Origin of the sequence: Embleya sp. NPDC050493 (assembly GCF_044458105.1) — a bacterium.
In the GTDB taxonomy this organism is placed as follows: domain Bacteria; phylum Actinomycetota; class Actinomycetes; order Streptomycetales; family Streptomycetaceae; genus Embleya.
Map to the genome: position 1 here is coordinate 144,715 of NZ_JBITHP010000019.1, position 18,755 is coordinate 163,469.

The 18,755-nt window shown below is 69.0% G+C and carries 19 protein-coding genes and 1 pseudogene; 4 read left to right on the top strand and 16 right to left on the bottom strand.

Going from position 1 to position 18,755, the window contains the following annotated elements; all coding sequences use genetic code 11:
* Nucleotides 1–531: 531 nt before the first annotated feature.
* The 6 genes from ACIBM5_RS30830 to ACIBM5_RS30855 all read right to left on the bottom strand — a co-directional run bounded on the left by ACIBM5_RS30830 (nt 532) and on the right by ACIBM5_RS30855 (nt 5,927).
* Complete coding sequence (locus ACIBM5_RS30830; RefSeq protein WP_396009896.1) at nt 532–615, bottom strand: putative leader peptide; 84 nt, start codon at nt 613–615, stop codon at nt 532–534.
* A 396-nt stretch (nt 616–1,011) separates the two neighbouring features.
* Nucleotides 1,012–2,679: an FKBP-type peptidyl-prolyl cis-trans isomerase gene (locus tag ACIBM5_RS30835; protein WP_396009832.1), complete on the bottom strand. Its 1,668-nt coding sequence runs from the start codon at nt 2,677–2,679 to the stop codon at nt 1,012–1,014.
* 631 nt (nt 2,680–3,310) lie between these two features.
* Nucleotides 3,311–3,745, bottom strand: a complete 435-nt coding sequence (locus ACIBM5_RS30840; RefSeq protein ID WP_396009833.1) for a hypothetical protein — start codon at nt 3,743–3,745, stop codon at nt 3,311–3,313.
* Between the two features lie 62 nt (nt 3,746–3,807).
* Complete coding sequence (locus tag ACIBM5_RS30845) at nt 3,808–4,776, bottom strand: hypothetical protein (protein ID WP_396009834.1); 969 nt, start codon at nt 4,774–4,776, stop codon at nt 3,808–3,810.
* Between the two features lie 14 nt (nt 4,777–4,790).
* Nucleotides 4,791–5,072, bottom strand: coding sequence for a hypothetical protein (locus tag ACIBM5_RS30850; protein WP_396009835.1), 282 nt, complete (start codon nt 5,070–5,072; stop codon nt 4,791–4,793).
* Between the two features lie 18 nt (nt 5,073–5,090).
* Complete coding sequence (locus ACIBM5_RS30855; protein WP_396009836.1) at nt 5,091–5,927, bottom strand: hypothetical protein; 837 nt, start codon at nt 5,925–5,927, stop codon at nt 5,091–5,093.
* Nucleotides 5,928–7,147: 1,220 nt separating this feature from the next.
* On the opposite strand from ACIBM5_RS30855, the gene ACIBM5_RS30860 reads away from it, so the two are divergent.
* Both ACIBM5_RS30860 and ACIBM5_RS30865 read left to right on the top strand, forming a co-directional pair.
* Nucleotides 7,148–7,774: a DUF4352 domain-containing protein gene (locus ACIBM5_RS30860; protein WP_396009837.1), complete on the top strand. Its 627-nt coding sequence runs from the start codon at nt 7,148–7,150 to the stop codon at nt 7,772–7,774.
* Nucleotides 7,775–8,298: 524 nt separating this feature from the next.
* Nucleotides 8,299–8,580 (top strand): annotated as a pseudogene (locus ACIBM5_RS30865) (IS5/IS1182 family transposase); the annotation flags it as partial.
* 86 nt (nt 8,581–8,666) lie between these two features.
* Here ACIBM5_RS30865 and ACIBM5_RS30870 read toward each other — a convergent pair.
* From ACIBM5_RS30870 to ACIBM5_RS30890, 5 genes are all read right to left on the bottom strand, one after another.
* The gene (locus ACIBM5_RS30870; RefSeq protein WP_396009897.1) at nt 8,667–9,899 is read right to left on the bottom strand and encodes an ABC transporter permease; all 1,233 of its coding nucleotides are present in this window, start codon (nt 9,897–9,899) and stop codon (nt 8,667–8,669) included.
* 47 nt (nt 9,900–9,946) lie between these two features.
* Nucleotides 9,947–10,651: an ABC transporter ATP-binding protein gene (locus ACIBM5_RS30875; RefSeq protein WP_396009838.1), complete on the bottom strand. Its 705-nt coding sequence runs from the start codon at nt 10,649–10,651 to the stop codon at nt 9,947–9,949.
* Nucleotides 10,648–12,120, bottom strand: a complete 1,473-nt coding sequence (locus ACIBM5_RS30880) for a peptidoglycan-binding protein (RefSeq protein ID WP_396009839.1) — start codon at nt 12,118–12,120, stop codon at nt 10,648–10,650. Before ACIBM5_RS30880 ends, ACIBM5_RS30875 begins: the two co-directional genes overlap by 4 nt.
* A 142-nt stretch (nt 12,121–12,262) precedes the next feature.
* On the bottom strand, nt 12,263–13,201 hold the full coding sequence (locus tag ACIBM5_RS30885) for a hypothetical protein (RefSeq protein ID WP_396009840.1): 939 nt from the start codon (nt 13,199–13,201) through the stop codon (nt 12,263–12,265).
* Between the two features lie 405 nt (nt 13,202–13,606).
* Nucleotides 13,607–13,801: a hypothetical protein gene (locus ACIBM5_RS30890; protein WP_396009841.1), complete on the bottom strand. Its 195-nt coding sequence runs from the start codon at nt 13,799–13,801 to the stop codon at nt 13,607–13,609.
* Between the two features lie 422 nt (nt 13,802–14,223).
* On the opposite strand from ACIBM5_RS30890, the gene ACIBM5_RS30895 reads away from it, so the two are divergent.
* Nucleotides 14,224–14,391, top strand: coding sequence for a hypothetical protein (locus ACIBM5_RS30895; RefSeq protein WP_396009842.1), 168 nt, complete (start codon nt 14,224–14,226; stop codon nt 14,389–14,391).
* 312 nt (nt 14,392–14,703) lie between these two features.
* On the opposite strand, the gene ACIBM5_RS30900 is transcribed toward ACIBM5_RS30895, so the two are convergent.
* From ACIBM5_RS30900 to ACIBM5_RS30920, 5 genes are all read right to left on the bottom strand, one after another.
* Complete coding sequence (locus ACIBM5_RS30900; protein ID WP_396009843.1) at nt 14,704–15,168, bottom strand: hypothetical protein; 465 nt, start codon at nt 15,166–15,168, stop codon at nt 14,704–14,706.
* Nucleotides 15,155–15,589 (bottom strand): hypothetical protein, encoded by a 435-nt coding sequence (locus ACIBM5_RS30905; RefSeq protein WP_396009844.1) that lies wholly within the window; start codon nt 15,587–15,589, stop codon nt 15,155–15,157. Before ACIBM5_RS30905 ends, ACIBM5_RS30900 begins: the two co-directional genes overlap by 14 nt.
* Entirely contained in the window at nt 15,586–16,584 is a 999-nt protein-coding gene (locus ACIBM5_RS30910; protein WP_396009846.1) for a hypothetical protein, read from the bottom strand. The genes ACIBM5_RS30905 and ACIBM5_RS30910 overlap by 4 nt, the downstream gene beginning before the upstream one ends.
* 181 nt (nt 16,585–16,765) lie before the next feature.
* Complete coding sequence (locus ACIBM5_RS30915; RefSeq protein WP_396009847.1) at nt 16,766–17,092, bottom strand: helix-turn-helix domain-containing protein; 327 nt, start codon at nt 17,090–17,092, stop codon at nt 16,766–16,768.
* Entirely contained in the window at nt 17,089–17,721 is a 633-nt protein-coding gene (locus ACIBM5_RS30920) for a tyrosine-type recombinase/integrase (protein WP_396009848.1), read from the bottom strand. The genes ACIBM5_RS30915 and ACIBM5_RS30920 overlap by 4 nt, the downstream gene beginning before the upstream one ends.
* Nucleotides 17,722–18,242: 521 nt before the next feature.
* Between ACIBM5_RS30920 and ACIBM5_RS30925 the strand changes: the two genes are divergently transcribed.
* Nucleotides 18,243–18,734 carry a hypothetical protein gene (locus ACIBM5_RS30925; RefSeq protein WP_396009849.1) on the top strand — a complete coding sequence of 164 codons (492 nt, stop codon included), beginning with the start codon at nt 18,243–18,245 and terminating at the stop codon, nt 18,732–18,734.
* Nucleotides 18,735–18,755: the final 21 nt, after the last annotated feature.

Genomic DNA, 18,755 nt, shown 5'->3' on the forward strand with positions numbered 1-18,755 from the left:
TCGTCGGCACAGTGAGGGTTTTTGACGTGTGGCGTCGGGACACCTTGTCGACGCGGTGGATCGCCGAGGAGCCCAGCGTTCACACCCCGTCGAAGGGGTGACGCCCTTGCTCTCGGTGAGGCGCCGGCCGAAATTGTCCCGGTCGTCGAGAAGGCTCAGGTCCGCGGAGTCGAAGCCCTCGATCGCGAAGCCCGCCGCCGCCCTCGGCAGGCGCGGACATGCGGAACTCCCGTCGCGGGCACCGCCGATTGCGATGCTCCCGAAATCTTCGGTACCCCGATGCCACCGAACGCGACGAGCGCACCGAACACGACAGACGCATGGAACACGACGAGCGCACGGAACACGACGAACGCACGGAACACGACGAACGCACGGAACACGACGAGCGCACCGGTCATACGGGGCGTACCGGGCGCACGGGGCACACCGAGCATCGTGTTCAGGAGCTGAGGTGATCGCTCGACAACCGCTGTCCACCAGGAGACGTGAGCACGGGAAGCGGGCGGGCCTACGAGACCGAACCCGAAATCAGGCCTCGGCGCAACAGAAGGCGCTGGAGACACGCGAGAGGTCGACATGGCGTCGCCGTGTGAGCACCAATCGCGTCAGCATGCCGCCGATGCTCGCAGTCGACACCAACGATCGTCAAGATCCAACCCGTGCCGGCAACCGCAAGACACCAGTCGGCGAGTGCCCGACCCAGGAGCGCCGACCCGTGACACGGGAGCGCTTCGTCGACGGGAGGGGGTCGAGGCTGCCCGGGAAGGGGTCTCCCGCGGGTCGGTGGGTAGGTGGGCGACTCGGTGGGTGGGTGGGCGACGCTGGGGACGATGACCGGGGCCGCGTCGGTACCGGAGGCGACCACGCTCTGTTCGTGAATTCCGGTGTCGATGTCATCGGGGATGGTGGCGCGCCACTGGGAGTGATGATGTACATGGGGCCGAGCGCCAGGGAAACCCCTTCGATATTTCCTGCCCGGCCGCTCCCGCCGGGCGTGGTGCGGCGTTGTCAGGCCGTGCCCACGAGGTCGATCACGAAGACGAGGGTGGCGTTCGGGCGCATTTCGCCGGGCGGGTTCGCGCCGTAGCCCTTTTCGGGCGGGATCACCAATTGCACGCGGCTGCCCAGGCGTTGGCCGACCACGCCCTCTTCCCAGCCCTGGATCAACTGCCCCGTGCCGATGGTGAACACGGCCGGGGTGCCGCGTGACCACGAGGAGTCGAACACTGTGCGGTCGCTCTGATAGAAGCCCACGTAGTCCGCCACGATCTGCTGCCCGGCTCTGACCTCTGGGCCCGAACCGGGTTCCAGCACGCGGACGGCCGACCCGCCGCCCGCGCCGACGTCGATTCGGCGAATGTCCGGCTCGGTACGCGATCGGGCCGTCGCGCCGGACGAGGACGCGGACGGCGACTGCCCGCCGGACACCAAGGAAGCGGGTGGTCGAGTGGGCGGCGCCCCGGACACGGCCGTGCTCGTCGCGCTCGCCTTCGGCGAGGTGGCACCCGCGCCGGCGGGCCGGTTGCCGGCATCGCCGCCCCGCGTGGCCAGGACGACCGCGACGGTGATCGCCACCACCGCGGCGACCGAGCCGGCGGCCAGGAGCGCACGGCGCCGAGGCCGCGACCGAGACGGCTTGTCCGGCGGCAGCGGCAGAGTCATCGGGAACCCGCCGGGATACGGCGGCCGGCCGGGCATGAGAGGCGTCCGGGGCGGCGGCGGCACAGGCGACACCGCCTCCCGTTCGACCGCTTCCACCACCCCGGGAACGGTGACCGCCGAAGCCCCCGAGACACCCTCGTCCCGCCCCGCACCCGTGATCGCCGCAGCCACCGCCGGCGGCAGCCACCACCCCGTCCGCGCCCCCGCCACGTCGGCCGCGATCGCCAACCCGGCCAGCACCTCGGCGGCCGTCGGACGCGCCTCCGGCGTCTTGTCCAGGCACGCCGACACCAGGGGCAGCAACGAGGCCGGCACACCTGCGAGATCGGGCGTGTCGTGCACGACGCGATACAGCAGCGCCGGCACCGACCCGTGCCCGAACGGCCCGATTCCGCGGGCCGCGAACGCCACTACGGCGCCGAGCGAGAACACGTCCGACGGTTCCCCCACCGGGCGCTCGTCGCACTGCTCGGGCGACATGAATCCCGGCGAACCGACCGTACTGCCCGTGCGGGTGAGCACACTCGCCTCGACCGCCCGCGAAATGCCGAAGTCGATCACCTTGGGACCGTCCGGGGCCAACATGACGTTGGACGGCTTCAGATCGCGGTGGATCACCCCCGCCGCGTGAATCGCCGCCAGCGCCTCGGCCAACCCGGCACCCAGCGCCCGCAACGGCCCCTCCGGCCACGGCCCGTGCGTCGCCACCGCGTCGGACAACGCCATGCCCTCGACGAACACCGTGGCCAGCCACGGGCTCGGCGCGTCCGGCTCGGCATCGACCACGGCCGCCGTGAACGCCCCGCTCACCACACGGGCAGCCGCCACCTCACGGGCAAACCGCCGCCGGAAGTCGGCATCCTCGGCCAGGTCCGGCCGCACGACCTTGACCGCCACGGCCCGCCCCGACGCCGACCGCCCAAGATAGACCCGGCCCATCCCGCCCTGGCCGAGCCGCCGTTCGATCCGGTACGGCCCGATCTGCGCCGGATCCCCGGCCATCGGCCCGCTCACGCCGTCCCCCACCTGCGTCCCCTCGCCACGTGCCACCCCGACGACACCCGCCGCCGCGCCGCGCCTGCCGCGACCGCGCTGCCCGCGATCATCCCACTCGCGGGCCCACCCGCGGACCGCGTTCCATTCGCCGTCCTCGCCTTGGGGCAGCACCCGCCTCGATCGCGGTGACCACCGGATGCGTGCGGTCGCGGACGTCGAGTGGCCAAGACGCGTCGACAACGCGGCGTTCGCATCCGGTTCTCGGCCAAAGCCGGCAGACGCCGCCCCGGCGGGCGGGCGCGGGAGGGTTGCCGAGGATCGAGTCGACCTGTGGCGGGCGCACCGCCGTACCCTGGCCGGCCCACCGGAGAGTCGATGTTGCCCCACCACGGTTCCCACACCACCACATTGCTGCTGCCGAGTCCCCACACGCGTAGGGGTGAGCCGCGACCTGACGAGCGAGACCTCTGCGGCGCAGATCGCACCCGCACCAGGACCACAAGCATCCCCGGTCCGGGGTGCACCGCCGCCTCCAGTACACCTCCACACCACGGGCGAACATCCCTCGGAGGCGACGAGGCGGCCGTACACCAACAACCCGATGGAGAACCGAAACCGGACGCTGCGGATCGGTCGTTGCGACAGGGCGTCAGCCCTGGAGGGTGAGGGTGCCCGGTGAGCCGGGGGCACCAGGAGTCTGGCGGGCGGTGGATGGCCGGGGGCCGCCGGCTTCGGTGACGCCGCCGTAGGGGACGGCGATGGCGCGGGTGGCGTGTTTGTTGTGGGTGAAGACGAAGAGGGCTCCGGCGCCGGAGTAGTAGTCGGAGCCGCCGGCGCTGCCGTCGGGGAGGTCGATGCGGTCGCCGGTGGCGGTTTCGATGTCCTTGCGGGAGGCGCCTTCGAAGAAGACGTAGACGTTGTCCCAGGTGAAGGTGGTCAGGTCGCGGAGGGCGCCCTCGCGGCCGTGTTCGCCCAAGTCCTCGATGCCCGTGACGAGTCGGTCGTAGGCCTTGCCGTCGTTCTCGACGCCGATGTTGCCGGAGCCCTTGCCGCGTGCGGTGAGGAGGAGGCCGAGGATCAGCACGAGGGTCGCGGCGGCGGTGCGGGGGTGCGGGGGTGCGGGGGTGGCGGCGGGGGCGGGGGCCGCTATCCGGTCGGCTCGGGCGGGATGTCGTCCGTCGGAAGGGCGGGGATTGCCGGTGGCGTCGTTCCCGGACGCGGGGGAACCTGGGTCCGTGGCCGACGGATTGGTGCGAGATGCCGACGTCGGGTGCCGCTGGGGCGGCGACGGGGCCGGCGACGGACCGAAGGACCGAAGGACCGAAGGATCGAGTTTTCCGGATGGGTCGACGAACTCAGCGAGCGGTGGAGCGGTGAGGCGCGTTTCCTCGTGGCGACCGAGACAGCGACCGAAGCGACCGGGCTTCGCCGGGGCGGCCGCCGGATCGTGCGGAAATCCGGTTGGGTCCGTGTGCGGGGCCCGGTAGAAGGGTCGTCCAGTTCGCCGAGGTCGGGTCCGCCGGCGGCGCGCAGTTTGATGCGGACCGGTCCGAAGGCGATTTCGTCGAGGGCGGGGTCGGTGGTGGTGTGGATCGGTCGCGGCGGTGGGGCCGTGTCGCGGCGTTCGAGGACGAACAGGTCGCCGGTGTGCCAGTCGACGGGTACGGTCACCGCCGGGGCCGTGCGGGCGAGGGAGACGGCCTCGAAGTGGGGCATGCGGTAGCGCACGGCGGAGGGTTCGACGGCGACGAGTCGGAAGCCGAGGTCCGGCAGTGTCCGGGTGGGCAGGGCGCGTTCCTCGGGGACTCCGGGCCGGGTGGTGGCGGTGGGTTGGCACAGCAGGGTCCGGGCGCCGGGTAGGCACATGGTGGCCGCGGCGATCAGGAAGTGTGTGGTGTCGGCCGGGTACCAGGGAGGGTCGACGATGGCTGCTGCGCCTTCCAGGGCGGGAAGCGGGTCGGTGGCGATGTCGAGACGGACGACGGTGTGCCCGTCGTGGACGCCACTGTTCAACGAGTCGACGACGGAGTCGTTTCGCTCGAGCAGGACGTGGTGGTGGATCGAGGTGGCGTCCGCGGCCGAAAGGAACGTCGTCGGCGTGCCCAGGAGGAGCACGGTGCTGTCGTGGTTCAGGTGGTGTGTGGCTCGTCGGACGAGTCGGCGGGCGGTGTCGGTGGTGAAGCGCCATGCGAAGTCGCCCGGATGGCAGACGGGTAGGGGGTCGGCGCGGTGGGGGCGGTGGGCGCGAGGCGCAGGCCGCGGCGTGCCATCTCCTCGGGCCAGAACGCGAGGATGGTGGTGGGGTAGAAGCCTGGGGAGTTGCGTACGACGGCGTGGGGGTCGCCCAGGGTGGAGTCGTCGAGGCTGCGTAGCCAGGCGACGAGGCGGTCGGTGAACTCGGTGTCGGACACGTCGAATTCCACGGCCGATCACGCTTTCGGCGGCGCGTCCGGCATGGCCAGGGCGCGCGTGGGCGCGTCGAATCGTCGTTCGATCTCGTGGTTCCAGGCTCGTATGGCCTGATCCTGGATTTCGAGGGCGTGTCGGTGTTCGGGGTGCAGTCGCGGCCGTACGACTCCGAATGCCTCGATGCGCAGGGGTATCGTGCGCAGGGGGAGGGTGGGGTGGACCTCCTGGAGGCGGTCGACGAAGTCCGTCATGTCGCGGTCCAGGTTCGTGTCGTCCGGCGCGGTGAAGGTCGCGTAGGCGTAGAGGTCGATGCCTGTGGCGAGTAGTCGCGCGAAGAGTTCGAACTGTCGTGTGAAGAGAGTCGGTTCGGCGCGGGTGTTGAAGGCGAACGACCGGGCGTTGAAGCCCTTGAAGCAGCCCACTCGGCCGTAGTTCCGGTAGGCGGTGACGGTGCGTCGTTGGTCGGGGTCGAGGTGACGCCAGAAGTAATCGTTGCTGAGGTTGTCGTCCGACCACAGGTATGTGGTGGTGTGGAGTCCTTCGCGGGTGAGGGAGTCCATCATCCACGGAATCCATTCCGGGATCAGGTCGGGTTGTCCTCCGGAGCAGTCGATCACGAGCGGTGGTGTTGTCTCCGCGCGATAAAGGGAGATCATCCGATCGGTGGTGAGCCATGCGGTTTTGGCCTCGTTCGCGGCGAGGAGGTCGAAGGGTACGAAGCAGTACCAGCATCGCCAATTGCAGGAAGCGTTTTGGAAGACCTGCGCGTTGCGGGTGGTGCTCTCGACGACCCCGAGGCGGTGGGCGGCGGGGAGGATCGGTAGTGGGTTGTCGGGCCATGGATCGGGGGTGTCCATCCCGAAGTGTCGAATGCGCCCGAAGCCTGCGCAGTTGGGCGGTTCGGTCAGGTCGGTTACCTGATCGGAACGCCGATTCGAGCGATCAGGAGCCCCCGGCGTGTCGGGACGTATGGATTTCGTCCGTAAGCGTGCGGAAAAGATGTCCGTGTCGATGGTTTTCACGCTGGCCCCCGGTCGTGAAGTACCCGAAGCGTAGTCACAGGTGCGTGATGTGTGAAGGCCCGGGGGTGTGGGGGGTGTGGAATTGATCGTTCCCGAATATCGGACCGGGAATGGCTCGTCAGGATGTTCTATGGGTTGAAGAATTCCTCGCTGGGGGTCTCCGGGGGTGCTGGGGTGATGCCCGCCGGGTGAGGGAATCTCTGCACGTAGATATCGGATTATCGTGTCTTTGTTCGAATGGGTTTCGCTCTTCGGGATCTTCGAGGGTTGTGCTCCGGCATTGTCTGGTGGCCGCTTTTGGAAGGTGGACGAGTTGGGGGCTGTGGCGCTGAGCGAGAGAGGGAAGGGGCCTTCTCGCGGGAGGCGGGTCGTTGGGTGTCGCCTTCGATCGGTGGGCGAAGGAGGCCGGGTGGGCGCAGGGGTGTGCACGGAGGGTTTGTGTGACTGAATGGGCGTATGGATCGGGATGGGTGGTGCTGGAGCGGAGTGATGAGCGCGGAAACCTGGTGGTCAGGCGCTATTCAGGAACGTTTCTTGCCTCAATTGCCGAACTTGGATCACGACATGGCAAAGCCTGTGAGAATGCGCAGGTCAGCAAGGGAAGTCCCCACGCAGGTGGGGGTGAGCCGCAGCCGCGCTGCGGCTGCTTGCCGTTGATCTTGAAGTCCCCACGCAGGTGGGGGTGAGCCAGTCGGGTTGCCGGCCCGTGTGGTAGCGGTCCAGAAGTCCCCACGCAGGTGGGGGTGAGCCGGTGTTGGCAGCTCGCGAGGCGGGGGCGGTGGAGAGTGACGAGCAGTCGGCGACCATACTCGGGCATCCGATTGTTCCCAGAGCCATCACCGTCGGATTACGCGGTGCCCGCGGCTACCAGGCAGCCTGGTCCTGTCTCCTCCAGAGGTCCTCGCCTCGTCCGCTGGTGTCGGCCGACTCACTGTCCGGACCGCACACGGCCGCAACACGTGCGGCACCGACTCGGCCGGGTCGGATCTGCGAATTCGGCCACCACGCCGGTCGCACAGGCGTAGCGTCCCCCGCATTCGAACCCGTGGGGGATCATGCACACTCGCACCACCGGCATCGCCCTGGCCGTCGCCTGCACACTCGCGCTCGCCGGCTGCAACGGCCGCGACGACAAGGTCGTCACCAAGCCGAACAAGCCCACCATCATCGACGCTTCCGTCACCGAACCACCTGGCGGCACCGTTGCGCCGACGGCTGCTGCCCCGGTCACCCAGGCAGCTCCACCCACCTCGGCCAAGCCCGCCGCTCCTGCGCCTGCGAAGGTCGGTGACACGCTTACTCTGACGAACAGCAAGGACGTCCCGGTCGACGTCACCCTGGCGAAACTCGTTGATCCCGCCTCCTCCGCGAATCAGTACCTCAAGCCGAAAGCCGGCAGCCGGTACGTCGCGGTCCAGTGGAAAATCACCAACAAAGGGGATGTGCCGGTCACCGACACGCCGAACTTCGGTTCCCATCTCATCGATAGCGATGGCCAACAGTTCGGTAGTACTTTCGCCGACACGTCCGCGGGCCCGGCGTTCCCGTCCAGCGTGAGTATCCCGCCCGGCGGCAGCCGACTCGGATACGTCACCTACGAAGTCCCCACCGACTCGAAGATCACCACGATCCAGATGCAGATCAGCATGATTTCCACTGTCACTGGACAGTGGAACACCTGACCGACCCGCATCACCCCTGAACCTGAGGCCCCGCGCGATACGAGCCGCGGGGCCTCAGCCACGTCCTGACCCGACCCGACCAAGGGAAGGAGCAAGCGGGGCCACCGACCGGGGCCTGTGGGACGACGCTGACCAAGGCGAGCAGTACATCGTCGGCTTCGGCCTCGGACCATGCGAACGAGGCCGACTTGTCCGGCCCGGTGAGCTGCAGGACCTGACCGGCCGAGTCGTGACTCCCGCGATCCCGCCCGCCACGGGCGAGGACGAGATCAAGCTGACGAACGGCGTGTTCTACACCGTCGGTTCGCTTGCCATCGCCGACGCAGTGGGCGACAGCGTCACCATGGCTCTGGCACCGACCACGACCGGGACGCTCGGATCCGCGACGTGGGCCCTGTGCGTCAACGCGTCAACCCGTACATATCCCATCCGGAAGGCGGTCGACGGCCGCGCCCGACCCGTCACCGTCATCCGATCACCGGCGGGGGTCGTCGCCGCCCCTCTGCCCGCCGCCAGTCCCCGGAGCCGCGGCCGAACTGCGGATTCGCGAGGCCCGGGTCGACGGCGGCTATCGCTCGCACCTCGTCGAGCGCGCGATCATCCTCGGCATCGACATGGAAATCTCCGCACGCGCCCCTGGGGCCGGGGGTTGGATTCGATACCGAAATGGCGGGCGGCGGAACGAACCTACGGCGGCCGACGTCTTGCCGACGCCTGCCCCGCGACGAGGAACCCTCCCCACCCGCTCCGAAGCCATGATCCACCTGGCCATGACCGATCCGATGGCCCGCCGCCCTACCGGAGAGGCAGGCCGCCATCTCCTGGTGCGGCTCGACGCCAAACGATCGGAGACCGATTCGGGAATGGAGCGGCGGGGGACGACGACGGCCTCTCAGCGGCGTAGTGCTTCGACGGGTTCGATGCGGGCGGCGCGCCAGGCGGGGTAGAGGCCGGCGAGTAGGCCGGTGGCGAGGCCGATCAGGGGGGCCGCCGCGACGGTTGTCGGGTCGATGACCGGGGTCCATTGCTTCGCGGCGGCGGTGGCTACGACGGTGACGGTGCCGAGGCTGGTGCCGACGAGGCCGCCGAGGGCGCCGAGTGTGGCGGATTCGGTGAGGAATTGGCCGGCGATGTGGCGGCCTCGGGCGCCGAGGGCGCGGCGGAGGCCGATTTCGGCGGTGCGTTCCATGACGGCGACGAGGGTGGTGTTGGCGATGCCGACGGCGCCGATGATCAGGCAGATGCCGGCGAGGAGGAGGAAGAGGGCGCCGAGGTCGTCGGTGACGTTGTCGCGGAGGGTGCGGGGGTCGGGTGGGGGGATGGGTTTGAAGGCGTCGGGGGCGTCGGGGCGCAGGGCGTAGGGGGTTTCGCCGGCGACCTGGCGGGCGGCGCCGATTTCGGTGGTGACGAGCATGTGGGCGCGGTCGGCGGGGTCGGGTGGTCCGTAGATCTTTTCGGCGGTGGTGCGGGGGATGAGGACGGACAGGAGGAGGTCGGGTTTGCGGTCGGTGTCGGCGAGGATGCCGATGACGGTGAAGGGGGTGTCGCCGATGAAGATCGCGGGGGTGGTGTCGAGGGTGGTGATGCCCAGGCGGGTGGCCATGCCTTCGCCGATGACGGCGACGGCTTCGGCGCGTTGGTCGTGGAAGGTGTCGTAGCCGCGGCCGGTGGCCCAGTGCGGGCCGGCGGCGTCGAGGAGGCCGGGGGAGGCGGCGAGGACGGTGATCTGTTGGCCGCCGGCGTCGCGGCCGACGGGGGCGGCGCGGACGGTGGTCCCGGATGGGAGTCGGATGTTCCAGTGCACGCCCGCGTGTTCGACGCCGTTGAGGGCGCGGACGCGCTGGTCGGCGTCGGGGGTGAACATCAGGGGTTGGACGGCGGCGTCCTGGCCGCCGGTGTCCTCGACGGTGACCTCGGTGGCGGTCAGGGCGTTGAAGCGGTCGCCGATCTGGCCGGTGGCGGTGGCAGTGAGGCCGAGGATGGCGACGAAGGTGCCGACGCCCAGGACGGTTCCGAGGGCGGTGAGGATGGAGCGGGCGGGGCGTTGGAGCATGCCGGCGAGGGCTTCGGCGAACAGGTCTCGCAGGTGTTGTCGGGAGGGGGCGATGCGGTCCGGGGGCGGGATCGGCGCCGGGGTGGGTTCGGGGCGGGGTTCGAGGAGTTCGTCGAGGCTCACGTGGCGCTCTCCCGGCCGGTCCGGCTCATGACGCCGTCGCGGATGGCGACGCCGCGTTGGCCGCGGGCGGCGACGGCGGGGTCGTGGGTGATGACCAGGATCGTCATGCCGTCGGCGTGCAGGCCGTCGAGGAGGGCGAGGACGCCGTCGGCGGTGGTGGTGTCGAGGTTGCCGGTGGGCTCGTCGCACAGCAGCAGTGAGGGGCCCGCGGCGAGCGCCCGTGCGATGGCGACGCGTTGGCGTTCGCCGCCGGACAGCGTGGTGGGGGTGTGGTGCAGGCGGTGTCCGAGGCCGACGCGGGCGAGGGATTCGCGGGCGCGGGCGGCGCGTTCGGGTCGGCTGCGGGTGCGGCCCTGGTACATCATCGCGAGTTCCACGTTCTCGGCGGCGGTGCGGTACGGGAGCAGGTGGAAGGACTGGAAGACGAAGCCGATCCGGGATCCGCGCAGCGCGGTGCGGTCGCGTTCGGGCAGGGCGCCGGTGTCGATGCCGTCGAGGCGGTAGGTGCCGGAGGTGGGGCGATCGAGCAGGCCGGCGACGTTGAGGAAGGTGGACTTGCCCGATCCGGAGGGGCCGGTGATGGTCACGTACTCGCCGCGTTCGACGCGCAGGTCGCACGGTCGCAGCGCGGGGACGGGCGGTGGGCCGGGGTAGGTCAGTCCCACTCCGGTGAATTCGACGACGGGCGGGTTGGTCGTCACGGGCGCGGGCCCGTGGGTACGGTGCCGCCGGGGGTGTCCTTGCGGGCGGCGCCGACGACGACGCGGTCGCCCTCGTGTACGGATTCGCCGCTCAGGGGTGTGACTTCGACGTAGCCGTCGCCGGAGGTTCCCGGGCGTATCTCGGCGCGGCGTTGGGTGCCGGAGGGGTCGACGACGGTGAGTACGGTGCGGCCGTCGGCGCCGGCGGAGACGGCGGAGATCGGGACGACCAGGACGGGGCCGCCGGAGGACGCGGCCTCGACGGTGAGTCGGACGTCCTGGCCGGCGAGTTTCGCGTCGAGGGCCTTGGAGGGTACGACGACCATCTCGTAGCCCTGGCCCGGTGCTTGGGGTGCGGCGGCGCGTCCGGCCGAGGCGGAGTCGCCGGAGCCGGTGATGTCGCCGCTCGGGTCGCTGGGGGTGTCGGCGACCGAGCGGACCTCGCCCTCGGCTTCGATGCCGGTGAGTTCGGAGAGAATCCGCACCTTGAGTCGGGGTTGGACCAGGCCCTTCTCGTGGGGGGCGAGCCGGCCCTTGACGACGAGGTCGCCGGTGGAGACGGTGAGGGCGCGTTCCTTGACCTCGGAGCCGACCTGGGCCTGGACGGTGTCCACGCGGGCGGGGAAGCGGGACAGGAAGAGTACTTCGCCGGCGGGGAGCATGGCGCCGGATTTGGCCTTGAGGGCGGCGAGTTCGTCCTTGGCGCGGGCCAGGTCCTCGGTGGCGTAGCGGACCTGTTGTTCGGCCTGCTTGTTCGTGCCGGGGCCGGTGGTGCCGCCGGTCCCGCCGCTTCCGCCGGGGCCGGTCGGGGGTGTCGTGGATCCGCCGGGTGCGCCGGCCTTGAGGGCGTCCCGGGCCTGGGCGAGGGCGCGTTCGGTGGTGGTGACGCGGTCCTGCGCGGCCCGCAGTGCCTGGTCGTCGCCTTCGCCGGCCGCGGGCGGGTCGTAGCCGAGGGACTTGTAGAACGACGCGACCGCGCCCTTGGTGCCGGTGCCGTACGTACCGGACTTGTCGGTGCCGGTCTTGTGGCCGAGTCCGTCGAGCGCGGACTGGAGTTGTGCGACGTCGCGGCCCTCGCTGCCGGGTTTGAGGTCGCGGTAGACCGGCAGGTCGCCGGGGAGCACGAACACCGGACGGCCGGAGACCTCGATGAGGATCTGGCCGGCCCGCAGGACGTCGCCGGGCTTGACCCGAAGGCCGGTCACCACGGGCTTGCCGGCGCCCGCGTCCTTGCCGCCCGAGGCCGAGACCCTGGGGGAGACCGCCACGGTCTGGCCCGCGGTGACCTCGCCGCGCAGGACGACGGTGTCGGTGAGTATCCGGCGCTCGACCATGGCCGTGATCACCGACGGGGCGGGTGCCTTGGCCTCGGCGGCTTTCTCGTTCGGTGACTTCACGAATCGTGCCGCGGCGAGGCCCCCGCCGGCGAGGAGTACCGCCGCGATCACGGTGGCCACCAGTATTCGCATCCGGCGCGACGTCGCGGGTAAGCCCGCGGTCGGCGGCTCGGGGTCGGGGGCGATCTCCCGTGCGGGCGGCGGCGGGTAGGGGCCCGATGGGGTGTCGATGGTGGTCGTCCTCTCGGTGGACGTGGCGCGAATCGCCCGATGGTCAGGAGGCGACCGGCTTGCCCGCCAGTACCCGGGCGGCGCCTCGTTTGAGGGCGTCCTGGTAGTCCTTCACCTTGCGCAGGACTTCCGCGTGGGCCTCGATGGACTGATTCTGGTAGGCGGCGTCGATCGTGAACAGCAGGTTCGTGAGGTTGGTTTCCTGGCGGCAGGCGACGTCGACCTCGGCGACCGCTATCTCCTTCGAAGTGGCAGTGGGTCCGCCGGAGTTGCCGTCGTGGGCCGCCCAGATGTCGCCGTACTTGTAACCGGAGCGGGCCATGCACTCGCTCCACTTCGCGGTGGCCGCCTGTGCCCGGGAGTCGGTTTTGACCTTCGTCCAGGATTCCATCATCAGGTTTTGGACGGTGTTGAGGAACTCCGCGCGCGGAACCCCGTTGATGATCTTGTCCTCGGACTCCTGCGAGCATCCTCCGGTGGGGACCTTGCGCCCGTCGGGGGTCTGACCGATCTGTCCGGCCCAGATCTGGTTCTCCAGCGGGGTCGGGACGCGTGTGGTGCGCGGCGGTGGCGGCGCGCTCTGGCCCGCGGCCTGATCGGGGCTGTGATAGCCGTAGCGTTCCGCGTCGGAGGCGAGGAAGACGCCGTATCGCCGCATGTTGCGGCCCTCGGTGGGGGCTTGGGGGCCCATGTCGGGTACGGGCCAGTCCGGCGAGCCGAACCTGCGCATGCAGTCGGCCCCGACGAGGTAGACGGCGCGGAAGGAGTTGGCGCGGTCCTGGGTGGTCGGCCAGTACGCGTCCAGGGGTAACGCCACGTCGGCGGGGCCCCGAATCCGGCGGAGTTCGCCCAGTGGCGGTTCCTTGCCGGTCGTCCCTTCCTTCGCCTTCTCGTCCGCTCCGGAGGAGCCGCATCCCGTCGCGACGAACGCGGCGACCGCCACGAGGGCGGCCAACTTCCCGCGCAGGGGGACTGCCGACATCGACGCTTCGTCCTCTCGTGAGCGGGCCCGGCCGGCGAGGAACGTCGACCGGGCCCGCGAACCTTTACTCGACCGGGCGGACTGCCCGAGTTCCCGACTGACCGACTACTCGACTGCCCGACCGACCGCCGGACGCTTCCGTTCCGTGTGGCGCCGACGGGAGACGGTCGGTGTCGGCTGGCGGTAGGCGATCGAGCTCGTGTAGTTGTTCATCCCGCCCAGGCTGTACTGGGCACCGTCCCACCACCCGGAAGCCGAACCGGCGTGCCAGACCCCGTCGGAGTGATTCGACTGACTGCTTTGCCGGCAATAGGACCTGGGACCAGGTCTGATGGGATTCGACGTTGTTGTCCACACCGGCGGGGATGTTGGCGTTCTGCTGGATCACTTACTCGGCGTTGCAGTTCACATTGTCCAGGGGGCGTCCCGCTGTGCACCACTGAGGTTCTGATTCGTGAACTCGGAACTCGCGTGGATCGTGGCCACGACCGTGACGGGTGCGTTGTCGGCGGCTTCCCCGGCGGAGGCCTGCCCCGGGAGGGCGGCGCTCGCTGCGGCGAGGGCGGGGGCGGAGACGACGGCAAACCTGAGTACGTGCATGATTACTCCGATTCGAGATCGAAAAGCATGCCATGTACAGAGAAATAACCTTCGATTGCGCTCTGTAGCGATCAAAAATTATCAGCGGCGTGGGTATTTCACCTGCGGAAACCTTGCGTCTCGGTCGTGAGCATGAACACGCCATGGAATCAACCGATCGGTCTCCGCATGCATTTCGATCATGGTAAGTAAAGTAAGGACAAAGTCGCCTCATAAAGGTAAAAGTTGGTTGGTTGCTCGTGACGCCGTAATCAGGCGCTCGGTCGGGACCAAGTCCGCGGCACGGCCCTGACCCTGCTGGTCGCCGCCGACCGCCATCACCAACCGGACACCGAGTTCCGGCCCCACCTGGCGACCGGTCTCACATCGTCGTCTGGGAGCGCTACCTCGCGTCCAGCCTGGTTCCCCAGCGCCTGGACGGAGTGCCCACGGACTTCATCCGCGCCATCAGCGCGCACGTCGACCCGCCCGACCTCGCGGTCGTCCTCACCGCGTCGGTCGACACCGTCACCCGCCGCCTGGCCGCCCGAGGCGCACATCGCCGCTTCGAACACGACCTCGACAAGGTCCGCCGGGAACCGGGCTTGTAGGCCCGACGCTCGTATTGCTTCGGCATGGACCGAACTGCCCCGCTCGGCGGGCACGGGTACCGAGCCGGTGGGAGACATCCGCCTGGGGTACGCGCGAGTGTCCACCGCCCGGCAGTCGCTCGACTCCCAACTCGACGCGCTCGTCGAGGCGGACGTCAAGTTAGTCACACGGCGTTACATGTCGTGCTGCGGCAGATTCGGGAGAACAGGGCGGAGTTCCCCGTGGGTTCGAGAAAACTGAAGGACATTGGCGACGAACCCGCAGGTGGTAGGTCGGGTTTCCCGGGGTGCACCCGTGGGTTCGATCCGTACTCAGGGCTCGATGTCCGAGGGAGTGATGGCCGGTTCCTCGTGAAGGTGGGATTCGATGGTGCCCAGGTGTCGCTCGTGGGCGAGAACGAGTTCGTCCGCCACGGCAAGGACGCGGATGTCGCCGCTCTCGAATTGCAGGGTGACGCCGGTGACGTAGTCGATGTCCGCGTCCCGATACCGAATCGGCCGGAGGGAGACGATGCGCCGATCCACGAACGGGCTCATGGGGAAGTCCGCCGGATCGTCCTCCACCGTGACGTGGCCGTATTCGTCCAGGTCGTAGTGATCGTGGGGTTCGTCGATCCGCAGGTCCAGGTCGTCGCCCAGGGTGTGGAAGCGAACGGGGCCGAGGTCGTCCAGGTGCAACCACATGTGCAGGAGGGACGGTTCGGTGTCCGGGTAGTGGTGCCAGGACGTCGTGACCCGCAGGAGTCGGCGGCCGATCAGGTCCTCAGCGTTGATCATCCGTGGATGCTTGCACGGCCGCCTGCGATTCGGCACCGGTTTCCAGGAGGCCACGTGCCGTGGCCGCGTAGCGGATCGCGTTCTTCTCGTCGATGCCGAAGACGAGGGCGAGGTGGAGGGGGTCGGGGCCGTGGGTCAGGGCCTCTTCGAGTTGGCGGTCGACGCGGAGCCGTTCGAGGGTCGCGGTCATGTTTCGAGTGGCCTGGGTCGCCCAAAGCTTGCCGACGGGGCCGAATTTGACGGCGGTCTTTTGGGTGATCAGCAGGTGCGGGTTCGCGGTGTTCGGCCAGCGGGTTCGTCGGTGATCGAGCCGGTCCAGGATCGCGTGGTGGGTGAGGTCCTCCAGTGGACGGCTGTGCCCGGCAATCGTGATGCGGCGGTTGCCGAGGTCGAGATCCTCCAGCCGCAGCGCCCGGATCATGGCGGGTCGTGCCGCCTGAACGGCCGCAAGAACGAGGATGAGTCGCGCTTGTGGTGTGCGTGCGGCGGTGATCGCCTCGTCGATGTGTACTTGTTCGAGGGGCTGGGCGACGCCGTATCCCGGGCGCCGGCTCGAAGACGAAGGGTGGGGTTGAGGAAGATCTGCCCGTTCTTCTTCGCGAACCCGAACAGCGAACGCAAGGCGACGACCCTGGTTTCGCGTTGACGTCCGGTCGCGCCGTCGCGGACCGCGACGACGTCGGCTCGTTCGATCTCGCGAAGGTGGTCGTGCCGGGTCGACCCGTCCAGCAGAGCGGGCCGGATCGCGTTGAGGTAGGTCCAGGCCGTGTTGCGGTCACGCGGCTCCGATCGAGGGCCGCCGTCCAGGAGGGCGCGGGCCCACTGCTCGACCGTGCGCCGGATCCCCGGTGCGACGCCGTCGAGTTTGCGTTCCAGCCACAGGTCGGCGGCGGGAGCCCTGTCGTCCACGAACAGGCCCATTTTGTCGCGGTCTTCGGTCGTTCGGTTGACTGAGAGCCCGAGGCTTCGCAACGCGGGGAAGATCTCGGAGTATCGGATCGTCTCGCCCTCGGCGTGACCGCACAAGACGACGACCAGGGCCCGGTCGACGTCGCTCGCGATCCAGCGGGTCCAACCCCGGAACTCGCCCAGGGTGCGGGCGACTCGTCGTGCTTGGACGAGCCACGGCTTGGCCGGGTCTTCGTGGCGTCGCCGATCGAAGCCGCGGTAGTCGCGGGCGATCGGGAAGGGTTCCGTTTGGACCCGGCCGGTGACCGGGCGGGGAATCTCGGGCAGCGGTGGTGGAGCCAGGACACGGCGCCCGCTCTTTCCGACGGGCGGCCCGCCCTTGCGCGGCCGTTGCATCCTCGCGAAGAACAGTTGCCGGCAGGTGACCTGCCGCAGGAAGGGTTCCAGCACCGAGCACTTGCCGCCGGCCTTGTTTGCCCAACCGGCCTGGGCCGGCAGAGCCGGCAATGTCCGTCGTGGACCGGAACCTCACGGCGGCAGGCCGCGCACTCGCCGCGCGCGTTGATCTGGCCGTAGCTGTAACAGGCTCGGCAGTACCGTCCCGGCAGTTGTCCCCAGGCGAAACACTCCACGCACGACGCCGCCGGCTTGTCGTCGCTGATCTTTCCCATCGCGCTGTGGTCCTCGTTCAGGTGGGGGGCAGGGAACGGCCGTCGCGGCCCTTGGGGATCACCACGGTCGTGGTCGATCCGACGGCTGTTGCCTGCGTCGCCGTCTCGTGACCGGGGCGGCTGACCTTGTCCGGTTCGGGGACCAGCAATTCCCCGATCTCGCATCCGAGGACGACGCAGATCACGTCCAGGTCATCGAGTTTGAGCGAGATCGGCTGCCCGGACCACAGTCCGGACATCTTGCCGGCGGAGATGACCAATCCGTGTTCGGCCAGGTCGCGTTGTAGCTCGGACGCTTTCCAGACGCCTCGATTCGCGGCGGCCAGTCGCAGGTTCCACCTCATCGGTTCAGTCCTTCCAGCCGCTTCGCGGCGCGTTCGTTCCCGGCCGCCCACGCGTCCTCGACCCGGGTGCGGTGCACGTGGACGTATCGCATCGTCGTCGCGATCCAGGAATGACCGAGGATCTCCTGGATCGAGAGCAGGTCCAGGCCGTTCAGATAGAGCTCCGACGCGCAGAAGTGCCGCAGGACGTGGGGCGTGAGCGTCTCCGCCCACGCAGGGAGAGGCTTCTCGGCCGCGGCGACGAGGCCGGCCCGCAGGGCATCGTCGCCGACCCGTTGCGAGGAGCCGTCCGCGTTCTTGCGCTCGGACGGGAACAACGGGGCGCCCGGGCGGGTGTGGTCGTCGCCGAACTGCCCCCAGACGTCCTCGATGAACCAGCGCGACGTCCGCCCCGCGTCGTTGATCAGGGGCACCATCCGCTCGCGTGGCCCGGAGCCGCGCTTGCCCTTGCCATAGCGGACGTGCAGCTTCCCGAAACGGCCCTGGTCCCACTTGATGTCGGCGAGGTCGAGCCGGCATGCCTCGTTCACCCGCAGGCCCACGTCGCTCATCAGCTTCGCGGCCGTGTAGTTGCGGGCGGTCGGCGCGAACTTGCGGCAGGACGCCAGATCCGCGGCCCTCGCCTTCACCCGAACCGTGGATCGGTCGGACGAGATGAGAACGCTTCAGGAATCCCGAAGTTACGTCGGAGGGGCCCTCACCACACGAACGAGGAAGAAGCCCCTGACCACAGGCACGAGAGCTCAGCAACCCTCAAAGGAACTCACGGGATATCCCACAGACACAGCAAGGGTTCGCGGGCGTGCGCAAGGGCGAGCTGTGAGGCGACGGTGTGATGGGGGTAGTCGGGGTTGACAGCGCGGGCGTGTGACGTGGGTCATCGATGGTGGGTGTCACAAAGCGCTGGGGAGCGGCGTCTTGTGTGCGTAGGGCAGGCCCATATGTCGAGCAGCAAGCGGACGTCCGCCGCAGTCGTTGCAGGAAGGACTCGCCGTCGAAGCCATGGACGCCGATTGCCAAGCGAGCGCATTCCACCCCTGATTGACAGCGGCACAATAACGTCATATCGGTATCGGTCTTGGATGCCATATCTCGTATGCCATGGCCTCACGTTGTTCGCGCAAGAGGATCGCAATGAGGAGGTTCCACCATGGGGAACAGCAACACACGACCCATGCTCTTGAAATTCGCCGCTCTGTCGCTGGTCACCGCCGCGGTCGGCGTCTTCGCCGTGGGCAGCGCAGATGCCGATACCTCAAAAAAGAACCGGGTCGAGGTCTTCGAACTCCAGCTCAAGGACCTTGAGTACAAGCCTATCGACCTCGGCCCGGCAGGGCCGAGCCTGGGCGATATGAGCGCCTACTGCGCCACCGCCGTAGAGAACGGCCGCAAGGTCGGATATGGGGCTGGGACAGCTCAGGTCGTTCACGTCGAGGGCAGGAAGATCACGTCGCAGGCCGTGATCACGCTGGAACTCGAGCGTGGCTCTCTGACGATGCAATCGCTGCGAACGAACGAAGCGAGTACGCTCGACATGGCCATTACCGGCGGTACAGGCGCCTTCAATGGCGCCCGGGGCACTGTTCGCTACTGGGACATCGCCACGCCGAAGGAGAGGATGCGTGTCGAAATCCTGCACTGAGCGCATTCCACGGCCCGACGC